Source organism: Coleofasciculaceae cyanobacterium (assembly GCA_036703275.1).
Taxonomy (GTDB): domain Bacteria; phylum Cyanobacteriota; class Cyanobacteriia; order Cyanobacteriales; family Xenococcaceae; genus Waterburya.
Window position 1 is genome coordinate 1 of the sequence record DATNPK010000108.1, and the last position, 16,358, is coordinate 16,358.

The 16,358-nt window shown below is 40.9% G+C and carries 12 protein-coding genes; 1 reads left to right on the forward strand and 11 read right to left on the reverse strand.

Annotation, left to right across the window (positions count from 1 at the left end; genetic code table 11):
* The first annotated feature begins 435 nt into the window (after positions 1-435).
* Positions 436-651: a hypothetical protein gene (locus tag V6C71_23710; protein ID HEY9771463.1), complete on the forward strand. Its 216-nt coding sequence runs from the start codon at positions 436-438 to the stop codon at positions 649-651.
* 225 nt (positions 652-876) lie between these two features.
* Here V6C71_23710 and V6C71_23715 read toward each other — a convergent pair whose 3' ends face one another.
* The 11 genes from V6C71_23715 to V6C71_23765 all read right to left on the reverse strand — a co-directional run bounded on the left by V6C71_23715 (position 877) and on the right by V6C71_23765 (position 16,313).
* Entirely contained in the window at positions 877-3,480 is a 2,604-nt protein-coding gene (locus V6C71_23715) for a condensation domain-containing protein (GenBank protein HEY9771464.1), read from the reverse strand.
* Positions 3,481-3,528: 48 nt separating this feature from the next.
* Positions 3,529-3,792, reverse strand: a complete 264-nt coding sequence (locus tag V6C71_23720; protein HEY9771465.1) for an acyl carrier protein — start codon at positions 3,790-3,792, stop codon at positions 3,529-3,531.
* Between the two features lie 112 nt (positions 3,793-3,904).
* Positions 3,905-5,035: a 3-deoxy-7-phosphoheptulonate synthase gene (locus V6C71_23725; GenBank protein ID HEY9771466.1), complete on the reverse strand. Its 1,131-nt coding sequence runs from the start codon at positions 5,033-5,035 to the stop codon at positions 3,905-3,907.
* Positions 5,036-5,047: 12 nt separating this feature from the next.
* On the reverse strand, positions 5,048-6,577 hold the full coding sequence (locus tag V6C71_23730; protein HEY9771467.1) for an AMP-binding protein: 1,530 nt from the start codon (positions 6,575-6,577) through the stop codon (positions 5,048-5,050).
* 76 nt (positions 6,578-6,653) lie between these two features.
* Positions 6,654-7,250 carry a chorismate pyruvate-lyase family protein gene (locus V6C71_23735; protein HEY9771468.1) on the reverse strand — a complete coding sequence of 199 codons (597 nt, stop codon included), beginning with the start codon at positions 7,248-7,250 and terminating at the stop codon, positions 6,654-6,656.
* Between the two features lie 47 nt (positions 7,251-7,297).
* Positions 7,298-8,509 (reverse strand): GDSL-type esterase/lipase family protein, encoded by a 1,212-nt coding sequence (locus V6C71_23740; GenBank protein ID HEY9771469.1) that lies wholly within the window; start codon positions 8,507-8,509, stop codon positions 7,298-7,300.
* A 53-nt stretch (positions 8,510-8,562) separates the two neighbouring features.
* Positions 8,563-9,885: a Gfo/Idh/MocA family oxidoreductase gene (locus V6C71_23745; protein ID HEY9771470.1), complete on the reverse strand. Its 1,323-nt coding sequence runs from the start codon at positions 9,883-9,885 to the stop codon at positions 8,563-8,565.
* Positions 9,886-9,973: 88 nt separating this feature from the next.
* Positions 9,974-10,522: a dTDP-4-dehydrorhamnose 3,5-epimerase gene (gene rfbC, locus V6C71_23750; GenBank protein HEY9771471.1), complete on the reverse strand. Its 549-nt coding sequence runs from the start codon at positions 10,520-10,522 to the stop codon at positions 9,974-9,976.
* Between the two features lie 90 nt (positions 10,523-10,612).
* Entirely contained in the window at positions 10,613-11,434 is an 822-nt protein-coding gene (locus V6C71_23755; protein ID HEY9771472.1) for a sulfotransferase family 2 domain-containing protein, read from the reverse strand.
* Between the two features lie 66 nt (positions 11,435-11,500).
* The gene (locus tag V6C71_23760; GenBank protein HEY9771473.1) at positions 11,501-13,813 is read right to left on the reverse strand and encodes a YCF48-related protein; all 2,313 of its coding nucleotides are present in this window, start codon (positions 13,811-13,813) and stop codon (positions 11,501-11,503) included.
* A 130-nt stretch (positions 13,814-13,943) separates the two neighbouring features.
* Positions 13,944-16,313 (reverse strand): YCF48-related protein, encoded by a 2,370-nt coding sequence (locus tag V6C71_23765; GenBank protein ID HEY9771474.1) that lies wholly within the window; start codon positions 16,311-16,313, stop codon positions 13,944-13,946.
* Positions 16,314-16,358: the final 45 nt, after the last annotated feature.

Below are 16,358 nucleotides of genomic sequence, written 5' to 3' on the forward strand. Positions count from 1 at the left end.
TACCGTTAATTTCTGTTGTCATGTATTTTATTTATGGTGCGAGAATTAAGCACAGCCTTACACAAAGGCTATATTTATATTCTTCCCAAACAACTAGTGAAAATTAAAAGCTACATTGTTAGATAGTGAAGATATGGCAAAAAGTAATAATTATATAACTATGCAACAGCAGTGCTTACAGCAGACAAAATACTATGAATTACTCACGGCAAGCTTATGCTTCCATTTAAAACTTTCGGCAATATTATGCTTCCTTAGAAGGTAAAATCATAAAAATTGCTTAACGTAAGAATAGGCATTCTCCGAGTTTGTTGTGGCAATATTATGCTTCCTCTTGTGGCAAAGTTATGCTTCCAGTCACAGCTTTGGTAGCTAAAACAACAGATTACTCTACTTTACTTGAATAATTAGGCAGCATCTATTCATGGCGGATTGATGGTTGCTGCAGAAGGAATATTATTTGGCATAGCTGCGATCGTGGCTAGAATTTTACCAAGATGGTCAGGATTATTGTTAATACTTGGAGTCAGTTTAAATCTTCTCTGCCGTCTGCTAGCATTTCCCGATCTGAGTCAGATTGTTGGCAGTATAGTTAGAAATATTGCTTTGGTTGGCATGGGTAGAGCTATTTTAACGTTACTTTCGGGTTAAGAGAGTTAAATTGTTAGAATAGCTCTAAGCTCTAAGCTCTAAGCCTTTTCAAAGTTTTTTTATCTCTTCAATTTTAAAATTGAACTAAGAAAGCGGTTTTTCAATTAACCGAATAGTAAAGGATTCAGCTTATCCCGAATTCAGGTTATTTTAAGTACCAGACAACAAAATAATAATACTTAAAAATGTAGTGTTATTTTTATGAGAATGGATGCCGTCTTTATTTTAAAATTTTAAATCCAAGCAATCTCTTAACTTAGCTGCCAAAATTCCCACGTAAGGTTCTTGGTCAATGGTGCCGTGGCTACCACCAACGAAATGACATTCAATCCCTTCTGTGGCTAATTTGTTCCAACTATCTTGCTGATCTAGTCTTAAAGTACCGCTAGCAAAGATCGTAATTTTGCCAGGATAACTACTCGATGGCATATAATTAGCTCTTGCTTTGAGATGACTGCGAAAAACCCGTCGTACATTTGCCATTAAAGGATCTGGAGATGTATTATCAGGGAAAAATCTCGCTTTCAGTTTTCGCAACTGCTGTCGATATCGATATTGAAGGATGGTCAATAATTGACCATTACGACAAAAATAAGCAAAACTTTGCCAATATTCAGCTAGAGACTTCTCTTTTTTACTGCCATCAGCGTTTCTTAACTTTGAATAAATATTGGGAGGTAATCCACCATCAATCAAAGCCAATAAAGCTACCTTTTGTCGCTGCTCTACGAGTTGTCGTGCCATTTCAAAAGCGACAATACCACCAAAACATCTTCCTCCCAGATAATAAGGACCGACAGGTTGAATTGTTTGGATTTCCTGAATATAGTGTGCCGCCATATCTTCTACTCGTTCATGGGGAGTCGTTTCTGCTTCTAAGCCCAGTGGTTGAGGAACATAAAAAGGCTGATCTGCACCCAGATGATGTACTAAATTGGCAAATCCTAAGAGGCTATTTCCAGCAGGAGGAATACAAAATAAAATCGGACGAGAATTTCCTGGTTGTGGGGGATTTAACCAAGAGCTAGCATTAGTATTCCCTTCTTGGCCGATTAGTTTGGCTAACTTTTCAATTGTTGGTGCTTGTAGCAAAGCAGATAGGGGTAACTTCTTGCCAAAAGAGCGATCGATTTCCGCAATTAAGCGAAATGCCAGTAGGGAACTGCCTCCCACCTCAAAAAAGTTATCTTGAAGCTGAATCTGTGGGATGTCTAAAATTTCTGACCAGAGCTTAGTAAGTCTTAATTCTAAGGCATTTCTCGGCTTGAGATTAGTGGCTTGAGATTTGGCTCGCTCGGGAGACAAACGATTTGCTTGTTTAGCTCGTAGTTGCTGGCGATCGCGTTTATTGAAGATTAATAAAGAATCAATAGGTTGCGTAGGATCGGCTACAATTTTTTCCAGCACTGTTTGCCAATGCCCTGCCATGGTTGCGATCGACGGAGATGAAAATAGATCGCTATTGTATTTCCAAACTCCAATTAGTCGATCGCGATCCTCCGTCAAAGACAGCGATAAATCAAAATCAGCCGTACCGTTATCGCTCTCTAATTGTTCAACAGTTAAACCAGATAGAGTTGGCGTACTGCTTGCGTTATTTTGGAGAACAAACATAACTTGAGATAGGGAAATTTGTCCCAGCCCCAAATCTTGGACTAGCTGTTGTAGCGGAAAATCTTGGTGAGCATAAGCCCCAGTTACAGTTTTACTTACTCGACCTAGTAATTCCTGAAAACTAGGATCGCCAGATAAGTCACTCCGCAGAATCAGGAGGTTAACCAAGTAACCCATAAGCTGTTTGAGTTCTGGGCGATTACGGTTGGCAATAGGAGTACAGACAAAAAGATTATCTTGCTCGGTATAGACATGAAGCAGAATCTTAAACGTAGTTAATAAAGTAGCAAAAAGAGTTGCACCAGATTGATAACTAAGCTGTTTTAGCTTATCAGTGAGTGAGGGAGAGAGAGTTAACTTATAGGTAGAGCTTTTACGGGTCGGTAGGGCTGGCGCAGGATAGTCTGTCGGTAAGGCTAATTCTTGAAGATTTGTGCCAAGTTTTGCTTGCCAATAAGAATTTAATGCGGCTAAAAAATCATTTTGTAACCACTGGCGTTGCCAAACTGCAAAATCAGCATACTGGACCGATAATTCTGGTAGAGATGAAGATTTACGCGCGGCAAAAGATTCGTAGAGTGCCGCTAATTCTCGCCAAAAAATTCCTTCAGACCAACCATCAAAGGCAATATGGTGAACGGTTATCAGTAATAGATGTTCTGTGGGTTCAAGCTGAACTAGACAAGCCCTTAAAAGATATCCACTGGTGAGATCGAAGGGTTGTCGAGCAACTTCTTGAATAAGCCGTGCGATCGCCGTTTCTCGTTCTTGGGAAATTAGCGATGATGGCAGTTGCTTTACGGTCAAACTCCAGTCGTCCTCAGTCTCAGTAACTATTTGAACTGGATAATTATCCACGGTAGCAAATTGGGTTCTTAAAGCTTGCTGGCGACGTAAGATTTCTTTAAAACTTTGTTCTAGGGCTGTAATATTAAGCTGACCTTGCAAACGGAGTGCGAAGGGAATATTATAAGCCGTACTTTCCGAGGATAGTTGTTCGAGCAACCAGAGCCTTTCTTGGTTAAAAGATAGGGGTAAATCGCGATCGCGATCGACAGGCACTAATGGTGGTGCTTGATTTTGCAGACCAATAATAGTTTTAATCGCTTGCCAAAGATCGTTTGGTGCTTCGAGTTTAGTCTCGGCAAGCGCGATCGCCTTGTTGTTCTGAGCTGTTGATGAGATGCTAGGCAATTCGGTTTCTATAGGTTTCATTGTTTATTACTTATTACCAATTTCTGCTGTGTAGTGGAACTAGATTTCTTACTCGATCTCTTGCTTTTTCTCAATTAATTCGACAATTTTGGCAACAGTTTGAAAATTATCAAAGCTAATTTCATCACTTTCAAACTTGACATCAAAAGCATCTTGCAAGCTAAAAATGAGAGACATAGCATTAATTGAATCTAGTCCCAGACTAAAAATATCGCATTCATCTGAGAGATTTTGCCCCTCAACATTTGGTAATAACTCTAAAATTACATTTTGAGTTTTTTGTTTTAATTCTTCAACAGTCATAGTTTTCATCGTGCTTGGCAAATATTAAATGTTTTGTAAAGTAAGTAAGTAAGTAAGTAAGTAAGTAAGCAAAAATTGCTGCTAATTCTATTACTTTCGCTGTTTAAAGAGCTAGCAATTTCTATCCTTTTGTAGTTAGCAAATTGCGGACGGGTATCCCAGACACAACCGTTCCACAGGAGTAAATAGTAATGTTTCTATCTGTATTGAGTCGCTCGTAAGCAGACAAAATAATTTTTTCGGTATCTGACCAACCTATGCATTTATCGGTCACGGAAACACCATATTTCAATTCTTCTAAATTTCGAGGAATCTTCTGATTACCTTCAAACAAATTAGATTCCAGCATCATGCCAACTATCGATTGATTGCCATCGGCTATTTGTTGCAGAATATTCTCCAGCACCGAAGCCTGTAATTGATGGTTTTTACTAGAGTTTCCATGGCTGCAATCAATGACGATCTTCTGAGGCAAACTGAGAGCTGCTAATTGATTTTCTGCCCTCGTTACCGTCGCAGCATCAAAATTAGAGGCGCGATCGCTGCCTCGCAAAATAAGATGACCGTAATGATTACCTTTAGTTTTAAACGTGCTGACTTGCCCTTGGCGACCGAGTCCGAGAAAATTGTGAGGCATCCTGGAAGATTGAATGGCGTTTAAAGCCACTTGAAAGTTGCCATCAGTATTGTTTTTAAACCCGACTGGCATAGACAGCCCACTAGCCATTTCCCGATGAGTTTGCGATTCAATTGTCCTCGCGCCAATTGCCGACCAAGAAATTAACTCGGCTAGATACTGAGGGGTTATGGGATCTAAGGCTTCGGTAGCAGCAGGTAGACCGATTTCGGCAATTTTAATGAGTAAATTACGTGCCGTAAATAGACCTTTGTGCACATTAAAAGAATCATCTAGATCGGGGTCGTTAATTAATCCTTTCCAGCCTACAGTTGTCCTGGGTTTTTCAAAATAAACCCTCATCACAATCAACAATTTATCTTTAACTTTTTGAGCCAAGGCTTTTAGCTTTTGAGCATAATGTTGCGCTCCTTCTGGATCGTGAATCGAACATGGGCCGACAATCATAAATTTTCTGGTGTCTTTTCCCTCAAGAATATTTTGTAATTCTTGCCTTCCTTGCAAAACCGTCTTAGCAGCAGCTTGGGTTAAAGGTAACTGATTTTTGAGTTGAACTGGGGTCAATAAAGCTCTAGAGGATTCGATGTTGACATCTAGTATGGCTTCGATATTCATAACTTATTACTTTTAAACCAGAGCTTTGCGCAGAATTTTGCCTAGTGGACTTTTGGGAATTTCTTCGCGGAATTCGATAATTCTGGGTACTTTAAATTCAGCCAATCTGGCTTTGCAGTAGGCGGAGATTTCTTTGGCATCACACTGTTGCGAACCTTCGGTAACGATGACTGCTTTAATTATTTCTCCAGCAAAAAAGCCTTTAACACCAACGACAACTGCTTCTTTGATGTTCGCGTGAGTAATCAAAACATCTTCTATTTCAATTGGATCGACCTTACGACCTCCCGTATCAATTAAGATTTTCTTTCTGCCAGTAATATAAAGATGACCAGACTCATCGATTTTCCCTAAGTCACCAGTAAAAAATGCTCTATCTTTAAAGGTTTGTTGATTGAGTTCTGGCATATTGTGGTATTCACTGGTTAGTGTCTCGCTTTTAATCACGATTTCGCCAATTTCTCCTACGGGCAATTGAGTTTCGCGATCGCCGATAATTTTAAGTTCGACATTTTGCATCGGACGACCAACCGAACCATAAGGTTTATCTGAATCTTCTAAGTCGATCGCCACCGAACCTGCTTCTGTGCAACCATAAAGTTGTTTGATAGAGATGCCAAATCTTGCCCGAAATCGTTCATAAATATCCTGAGAGAGAAAATTACCAGCAGAGAAGCATAGTCTTAAAGAGCTTAAATCGGCTTGAGTATCGGTCGGTGTTTCTGCCAAAGTATTAAAGATATAAGGTACTGCTGGCAAAATAGTAATTTGCTCTTGTTCGATTAGCTCTAAGACTCTCAAACGTCTAAAAATAAAGGGAACTTCCACTGGCGTTCCCTGTTGCCGAAACTGCTCTAAAATAACTAAAGTCGCTCCGTTATCAATAGAAGCAAGCAAGCAATTTCCCAAGCCATGAGCGTGATACATGGGAACTAAACATAAAATATTGTCTGCTGAAGTTATTTTGGCGGTTTGCGTAAAATTATTAACCTCATGGTATAAATTGTATTGAGTTCTGCCTACTCTTTTGGGTCGGCCTGTAGAACCTGAAGAATATTGATACAAGAAATTTTCCCCAGCCAAAACGATATTGTCTTCGATTTTGGTTTCTTCAGGCAAGATGAGATCGTAAAAATAAGTTGAAGAGGGATTAGCCCCATCAATCGTAATTAACTCGATTTGTCGCTCTGATTTTGAAATAATCTGGTGGCAAAGGTCGGCTCTTATAGTATCGGTAATAATTACTTGGGCATCACTATCATTGATATAGTAACTAAGCTCTTCTTCCTTAAATAGATGGTTTAATGGCAAGAAAATAGCATTTAGTTTGGCAGCAGCATAAAAGCTAACCACAAATTCGCTGCAGTTGGGCAAGACAACCGCAACACAGTCACAGTGAGAGATCCCTAAAGAGCTAAGACCTTTACTAAAGCCTTTAATTCGATCGTATAGCTCTTGATAGGCAATATTCGAGCGATCGTCAACAATAGCAGTCTTTTTAGGATATTTTTGGACAATCTTAGCCAAATTTTGTTCTAGCATATTTAACCTTTAACTACTGTACGGGCGAACGGTCGTTCGCCCCTAAATACTAATCAACATCAACCCATGTACTGATTCAAAACCCCGATTGAAAATAACTTGCGGGAAATTTTTCAGTAATCGTCATAATCGGCTGACCTTGAGAAAAGACGCGATAAGTGCGCGAAAAAATCTTATCTTCTGGTTTGAGTGGAAAATAAGCTAATAGTTGCTCCGCAGTTTCTTCAGCAGTATCGATTATTTCCTTGAATGTTTCCAGCTTGTGTTCCAACCAAAGTCTACCTAGGGGAGTTTTTGAATGTAACAATTCATTTTTAAACTTTTCGTCTAATCTTTCAATAACTAGAATTGATTCGGCATAAATAAAATTTTTGCGGCTGATTTTCCCTTGAAGTAAGACTTTTCGTTCGATTACTTCGCTACCCTGTTTTACTGCTAATGGCGCAATATTTTGGGTAATGGAAACTATTCCTTCAGAAAGTTTAACTATCCGAATTTTTTCAAATAAATAGGCTTCTAATATTTCGGTTAGCGTTCCATCAGTGGTCAGCACAATACGTTGCAGGGTACTTAGTTCTGACGGATTGATATGATTGCGGATTAAGGATTGATTTAAATCCTGACGCATCGTATCATTTTGATTTGCTGTGGTGGTAATCGTTTGAGCTGACATCTTTGTAATTCTCCTAAAGCTGTAAATCTTTTGAATTGAGGGAAAAACTAGGCGACAATCGTAATCTGTTCTGGGCTAAGAGAAGGTATGTTAGACAATATGGCAATTTCAGAGGCAACAATCGAGCCACTACCATCAGGATCGAAACTAAGTAGACCAGTATCAGTTTCGTAGAAAAAACTAGCCCCAGTTGCCAAAGAGTAAGAATTTGTACTACTAATAAAGTCTCCAGTTTCCGAATCGACTTCTGTTAAGTTTGTGCCAGCAACTAAGCCACCATCAAAACCAGAAGCGGAGAATAACAGGCGATCGCCGATGCTAAAATCTGTGATGGTATCAATCTCTAAATCGAGATTTTCATAAACGAAGCTATCTGCACCTTCACCACCACTTAAAGAATCTGCGCCACCATTACCAAACAAAATATTTGCCTGCTCGTTACCTGTTAAGCGATCGCTATATGCCGTCCCCGTAATGTGGTTGACTCCAGTGAGGGTAACTTGCCCTACCAGAGAGTCATACCAAGCATTACCGATCTCTTGATATCCCGCAGCATTGGGATGGATTCCGTCAGCTATTAGATCGTCGAGATTTAGCGCTCCGCCACCGTTGACGTAGGTTACTTGTGAACCCTGCTGTTGGGCTAGTTCTGGTAACTCTAGGTTAACTTCTTTGACAATACTGGCTCGCAGTTCGCCCCTAAATGCAGGATCGATAGGTGCAATAGAAGAAACCAATATCGGTACATCGGGTAGCTTATCTTGCAGGCGATCGATTAGTCGATTGAGATCTTCAATTACTGTAGCAGCATCATCAGAGTGCAAGATATCGTTAGTTCCTGCCATCACCAGCACGACATCAGGTTGATAGTTTTTTAATAACCCGCCCTCTACTAACCCTGTCAGCTGATCAATCGTCCATCCTGGGTGTCCTTCATGTTCTGCATCATCTAGATTAGTCTTATCATTAGTTTTAGAACCGATAAAATCGATACTCAAATCATCAGCAACAAAATTATTCTTTAACTGTATGCGATATGCACCAGGTGTAGGCTCAACGGGGTATTGGCCTGAGGTAATAGAATCCCCAATTGTGAGGATTTTTGGTTGCTCAATGGTTCCATATATCGGAGTAAGTACCCGAGCTGTAGCAAGATTGGCAATAATAACACTGCTACCTTGACTATAGTCAGCAGTGTTATTAAGATCGACAGTTAAGTTGCTAGAAGGATTGTTGAGCGAGATGAGATCGATTGCCATGACAAATATAATTAGAGAAACAACTTAATTAACCTAGAAATTGATTTTCAGCCCTAAGATAGAGCTATTTTCTGAACCCGTTTAGCAACTACGCCAAAATAGGCATCTTGTTCGGCTCTTAGGCGATCGCATAGTCTGCCACTAGGGAGTTCTACATCGTCATAGGTCAGTACAGAATCTTTAGCAACATCTCGCTTGAGACGACAACCTTCAGCTAATCCCATTGGTAATAGATTTTCCGCACGGGCTACATCGTAGTTTTCACACTGTCCGTAGGTCATGTAGTAACCAATTCCATCAAGCTGTTCTCCTGCTTTTAAGTCAATTTTAGCCGTTGTCACCACATCTACTTGAGGTTTACCCAGAGGACTCATCACCGCATCCTGCAATAGAACAACCCTGGCGACAGACAAAGGCACTTCAAAGTGGCAGAGATGATAAGGAGTATAAAAACTATAGAGAGGGCCTTCTCCCAGTTTGTATAAATTGAGATAGTGCTGTTGTTTGGGGTCATCGTGAGTAGCAAACACGTATACGCCAGGACCAGGTTTTGCCCCTACAACATAATCGACAATGCCACCCAACTGTTTGAGCTGCTCGACATCATACATTGAGGTCATTTCATCTACATGACCTTTAAATTCATATCCTAGCATCCCCCGCTTGGCTACCTGCATCCCTGTCGCATTAGCCACGATCGCCTGTTCAAAAGAAATTTTTGTTCCATCGGCAAAACTGGTTACCATGTGGGCTTTTTGTCCCCAACGTCTGGCAAAACCTTCCTGGGTCGTGGGATTGCGATAGGGGTCTTGTAATCCTTTAATGTTGCCGCAGAGCAAGGGAGTGAGTCCGATACTTTTGACAAAGCGGTAGAGGTTCATTTGTACCCCTGGTTGGTCGCCATCGCAGGCACTGATAATGACTCCTGCGCTGTCGGCATAAACCTTGAGAATCGAACCAATAGTGCCATCTAGTTCCGCATTCATCAAAATCACGTGTTTGCGGTTGGCGATCGCCTCCATGACAATTTCGGCTGCATATTCAATCGTCCCAGTCACTTCGATCAAGGCATCAATCTGTTCTGCCTGGCACAAAAGTTTGGGATCTTCGGTAATGGCGTATTTTCCTTGGTTAATTGCCTGTTCTAGTGCAGCAACTGTCTCAACTTCTTCTACTTGTTCGACTCCTGCTTCTGTATAGGCTTTTTTCGCCCCCTCTAGATGGCGATTAGCGATCGCCACTAATTTCATTCCTGGAACTGAGTTGATAATTTGATTGGCAATACCTCGTCCCATAAAACCAGCACCAGTCATTGCCACTCTGACAGGGTTTCGGGCTGCCAAACACTCTTGTAAAGCTCGATCTACAATAATCATGTTAGTTGTTAGTTGTTAGTTGTTAGTTGTTAGTTGTTAGTTGTTAGTTGTTAGTTGTTAGTTGTTAGTTGTTAGTTGTTAGTTGTATTTACCTGTGATTAACAACAGGAGTTTTGAATAAAGACCAGCTAGCATCTTTTTCAGAAATCTCACTAATGGGCAAGGGCCATTGAATTCCTAATGCGGGGTCGTCATAACGTATCCCTCTCTCTTGATTTGGCGTATAAAATTCGCTGACTTGATAGATGATTTCCGTATCATCCGTCAAGGCTTGATAACCATGGGCAAACATCTCAGGAACATATAAAGCGAGATGATTTTCTGCTGTAAGTTCAACACCAATATGCTGTAGATAAGTTTCCGAGTCTGGACGCAAATCGACGATCACATCGTAAATTGCCCCTTTAGTACAGCGAATAAATTTAGTTTCCGTTGCGGGGGGTATTTGATAATGCATCCCTCGCAAAGTTCCTTTACTGTAATTGAAGGATAAATTGCACTGGGCAACTGCTGGTCTTAAGTTATGTGCTTCAAATTCCTTGGCACAAAAGGTGCGACTAAAAAAGCCACGGTGATCTTGCATTGGTTTTAAGGCAATAATGAAAGCACCTTTGAGTTTTGTTTCTCTAAATTCCATAATTTTCTACCTACTTAAAGATTAAATTTTTGAACGGACAAATATACGCACAGCGCGAACTAAATCTTTTGACTACATGCGGAATCACGCCTACGATCGCAAACTAGCGTCAAATACTGTTTGATTTTCAGCAACTAGCCCATCGAAAGTATATTTAAATGCAGCTAATTCCTGAGCCAACTCTTGCTCTACAATGGCTCTAGCTTTGGGGGAATATTGTGCCTGATAGGATTTTTTGCCAGGGGTTTTATTGGTATGAGGTATTGGAATATATTCATCTATTCCTGCCTGACTTAAAATCTGGTTCAAATCGCTTTCTAGACGCTCATAACGAATAACGCAATCGACACCATTGATTAGCGGATAGGCAATATTCCTTTTGACGGAACTTTGGGTAAGTAACAGAGGTTGTTTTCTCAGCCAGTGTTTGAAACCAGATTTGACCCGTTGATCGAGACGTTGGGGAAACAAGATTTTTCTAGATAACCATTTTTCAAAACCTTCTTCTCTGGCTAGCTGAATTTGCTGTTGAACGTTTTGGACATATCTGGCGCGATATGTTGCCCCTACTCTATTGGCTGGGCAATTGGGATCGTCGCTTTGAATCATTTGTTCCCACCAAGAACTTATATATCTTTGGTAAGCACTAGCAAAGCGATCGAAGGGATTACGCACTGTGCCAAATGTCAGATAGGATTTTAATTCTTGTTCAGAAATAAGATTAAATCCAATCAACTGTTTGAGGGTGTTATGCTTTTCCCCGACTAGCTTGTATTTTTTTGCCAGCATGAAATCTTTTTCAGGTAGTTTTTCTCCCCCAAGCTTTTCTATTAATACTTCACTAATCGAAGAACAGCCTGTAGCTGGTACTTGGATAAACAGCAGTTTGTAATCGCGACAAATAATAGCCATCTTTGACCTCTTATTCAAGAATTGATTGGGAATAATTTTGAACTTTTCGATTGTGTCGGAGTTATCCTAGACGGACAACAAGCCTAATACGCCGATGAATGCTGTAAATGCAGCACCCGTTTTAAGCTGCCATTTTCTCAAGGGCAATCTTTTGCCTAAGCGTAAATAGCCTAGAAGTAAATAACTCAATAAAGCAGCGAGCGCAGCAACTAAATATCTTCGTTCGGGGGAACTGACCACAAAATGATCCAAAATGGTCAAAAAGTTGTAGTCAGGTTGAGGAACTACTATAGTTTGCCAAGCATCACCGCCATTGGTCGATCTATATAGTTCAGCCCCAGACGAACCATAAATAGTTTGGTCAACAGAATATGCAGGAGAGAACATAAGTTCTCCAGTTAAATAATCGCCAACCTGAGTAAAAGTTGTGCCTCCATCGGCAGTTTTAAATAAACCTTCCCCTCTGACACTAATAAGAAAAGTGCGATCGCTTTGGTAATTGGGGGAGACGGCAATAGTTTCGATATAGCTATCTCCACCATAAGCAGTGCCAGGCAATTTGCGCCAGCTTGTCCCGCCATCTTGGGTAACAAACAACCCTTTGGCAGTGCCAGCAAAAACCGTGCGATCGCTTTGGTAGTTGGGAGAAATCGCTAACTTGGCATAGTCGTCTTTAGCAACTAAACCCTTTATCGGTTGCCAGGTAGCACCAGCATCTACCGATTTATAAACCCCTCCAGTAAAATTACCTATATAGAGGGTTCGATCGCGGGCAAAATTGGGAGAGATTGCCAGAGAAGGAATGAAAGCAGCCTGTTCGCCAATTTCCCCAACCCGGGAAAAGTTCTTGCCTCCGTCAGTAGATTTGAGAATCTTACCTGGTAGCGTTACCAAATAAACAGTGCGATCAGCTTCGCTGCCAGGCTTCGCCTGATCGCTTGCGAAATTGGGAGAAACAACCATGTAGCTATCACGCCGTAAAGGTTTAGGTACCCAAAACTTGTGCCAGAACTTACCTCGATTGGTGGTTTTGGCTAAACTACCCCAAGAACTAGCCAGTATAGTGTCATCCGAACTGTAGTCGGGAGAAAAAACTAAGTTTCCTGTTTCAGCGATTAGATTTTGTTTGAGTAGACGATCTGTTCCTAAGCCACGATTAATCGGAGTCCAGGTAGCTCCTCGATCGCGACTCAGGTAAACCCCCTGATAGATAGTAGAAATGGCAACTGTAGAATCATGTTGGTAATTTGGTGATATGGCTATATTTCGGATGCTTGTCGTTCCTTTGCCGATGTTGACATCCCGCCAACTACGTCCTCCATTGGTGGATTTAAATACGCCATCAAAACCAGCTAGCAACAGGGTTTTATCTTGGCTATAGGTAGCAGAAATACTCAAGTCGCTAAAATGAGGGCTTTTATATAAAGTGGTATCTGCTTGGGCGTGTTTTTTCAGACCTCTGCTTTGTTTGTTCCAGCTTTTGCCACCATCAGTGGAGCGAAAAACACCCTCATGCCAGGTAGAAGCCAAGATCGTTAAATCTGTCTCATAGTTAGGCGAGATTGCCAAAGACATAATCGAGCGATCGCTGATGCCGTTATTGACTGGTAAAAAAGAAACACCACCGTCAAGTGTTTGCCAGATTCCCGCTTTTTCTGTTCCTACCCAAACAGTTCGATCTGTTTTATAGCGAGGCGAAATTGCCACGGCTTGAATTGCCCCACTATTTTCGAGGGTAGTTAATGGCTGCCAGTTTTTACCCCGATCCGTTGAAGAGTAAAGATTTCCGCGATCGTCCCCTACAATTATCTGGTTGTTCGGGTTAAAAGCGATCGCCTTAATTTTGTTCTCCCCTGGCGTAACGGTTGACCAACTTGTCCCACCGTTTTCTGTTTTATAGAGTCCCGATTCAGTTCCCGCAGCGAAAACTACATCAGCCGAATCAGGAGAGATCGCCACTAAGTCAATACTCAAAGTTTCTAGTCCCTGGTTCACCTTGTTCCAAGATGCTCCTCCATCTTGTGACTTATAGATTCCATCTCCCAAGGTTGAGAGAAAGAGAGTTTCCTTAGATTGAGATGAGACAGCCAAGGAAAATAATTTATGTTGATTATCCAAACCCTTTTCAATTCTTTGCCAGCGATCGCCTCCATCTTTTGACTTGAATAAATTACCCCAGATAGGCAGATAACCATCCAGAATAAAATATGCTGTCTGGTCGCGATCGTAGTTGGGTGAAAGTTCGACATCAACGATCGCGTCGTGGGGACTATGTGCCAATGCTGTATCTACATCAAAGCAGCAGCAAGTTAAAATTGACAGCAACAAAACTCCAATGCCTTTAACCGCATCTAAAGAGTTAAAACGAAACCATTTCATATGTTTTACTATTAGCCAATACAAAAAAAACGAATTTACGCTCTAACCGAAAGTAAGCTAAAAGAAGCTAACGGCTAAGAGCTAGGAATTATCGATCCTTTATGGCAATGAGGTGTCAACCTCATGTCAGCTAAATAGAAAAGAGCATGAATACGACCATAAATGCTGTAAACGCACCGCTGGCTGTAATGAGCATTTTTCTTACGGACAATGTTTTGTCTAACCTCAAGCGTCCTAAAATTAGATAACTAGCTAACGCAACTATGGCAGCAACCAAAAATTTAGTAATTGGAGCAACTGTTAAGCGGAGATAATAATAGGTTATTAGCTGCTTCAAACTCGTTCCTTGGGGTGTGGGTAGGGATAGATTTGCCCAGGTATTGCCACCGTCTGTCGATTTAAAGAGATTAGTTTCAGCTACTCCATAGATAGTGCGATCGCTTGAATATGCAGGTGAGAATTTAATGGGCATAGTTGGTGGCCAAAAACCGTACATATTTGCCAAAGAATGGTTTCTATTGAGCAAATTCTCGCCAACCTGAGCAAAGGTTGTTCCCCCATCAACGGATTTAAATAAGCCTTTGCCTCTGAAGCTGACAATGAGAGTGCGATCGCTTTGATAATTGGGAGATATAGCCACCGCATCTACATAACTACGCTCCGTATCTGCATTTACTGCTAATTTGCGCCAACTTTTTCCTTCATCTCTGGTAACAAAAAGACCTGCAGCCGTACCAGCAAAAACAGTTCGATCTAGTTTGTAGTTAGGTGAAATAGTTAACTTGCTTTCTTCTGGCATCGAGGGAATATCATTACCAGTCGGTTGCCAGGTTTTACCTCCATCCACTGTCTTATAGACACCATCATGAACCCCTGCATATAAAGTTTTGTCTGTAGCAAAATCTGGAGAAATAGCTAAATATACTATTGATTGACCGTTGATACTTCCTATCTGAGAGAAGCTAAGACCTCCATCAGTGGACTTGAGCATAAAGTCCTGCCCTGTACCCTGCATCGAACCTAAATAAATAGTTCCGTCAGAAGCAAAGTTAGGTGAAACAGCAATGGAATATTTAGTCGGTCTATTTAAGGGACTTGATTTATTACTAGTTAGGGGAATTTTCTGCCAATCTTGACCTGTGTTTGTAGACCTTAGAAAATAAGTCCATGAGGGTGAAAATATAGTTTTGTCTTGTCGATAGTTAGGAGAAAATTCGATACCGAATAATCTCCCTACATAACCATCTTGGAGAATTTGTTTGGAAGTGCGCTTAAGCCAATTGTCTTTGGCTAAACCTTGGTTGATAGTCATCCAGGTAACTCCTCGATCGTGGCTGATGTAAGCTCCCCCTAAGTAGGTAGTAATGGCAACGGTAGAATCATTTTGATAATCTGGTGACACATCCAAACCGACGATAATGTTTGATGATAAGGTATTCAATTCTTGCCAAACACGTCCACCATCAGTAGATTTGAATAACCCATCAAAACTAGCCATAAAGACGGTTCGATCCTGGCTATAGCCTTGGGACATACTCAAGCCGCTAAAATGAGGTCGATTAAAATTAGGTAGATCGGCTTGACCATCTTTAGTCAGACCCTTACTGTATTTTTTCCAGCTTTTACCGCCGTTATGGGAGCAAAAAACTCCCTCCTGCCAGGTAGAAGCTAAGATAGTTTTATCTCTTTGATAGTTAGGTGAGATTGCCAAAGACATAATCGAGCGATCGCGGATGCCATTATTTACTTTAGCGAAAGAAGCTCCAGCATCAACTGTTTGCCAGATTCCCTCTTTTTCTGTTCCCACCCAAAAAGTCCGATCCAAAGCAAAATCAGGAGAAATTGCTACAGCTTTGATCGCACCACTCTTTTCGAGGGTATCAAGCCACTGCCAACTTTCACCGCGATCGCGAGAATAGAAAAGATTTCCTTTGTTGTCGCCGATTACAATCATGTCTGGTTGAGCAGGGTCAAAGGCGATCGCCGTAATCTTATTATTCTCTGGCATAACTAGCGTCCAATTTGCCCCACCATTTTCTGTTTTATATAGTCCTTTTTCCGTCCCCGCAGCGAAAACTACATCAGCCAAATCAGGAGCGATCGCCACTAGATCAAAACTCAAAGTTGCTAATCCTTGGTTGACTTTATTCCAAGAATCGCCTCCATTTTCTGTTTTGTAAATTCCATCGCCCAAACTAGCTAAAAAGAGAATTTTTGGCGATTGAGCAGCAATATCTAAAGCAGATAATTCATGTTGATGATCCAAACCGTTTACTATCGTTTGCCAACTATCACCTCCATCTTGTGACCTTAAGATGTTTCCTCGCACATTAATAAATAAAGTTCGATCTTGCTGATAATTGGGAGATACTTCAACTGCCAAAATATCATCATGGGGATAATGGGCAAAGGCAGCTTGTACATTAAGAGTGAAGCACGCCAAAGTTAAAAGCAAACCTAAAATGGTAACTTTTAAATAATTTAATTTTGGCAAAACCATATAATTAACCAATTTTTACTTACTACTTCTAACTTCTGACTTCTT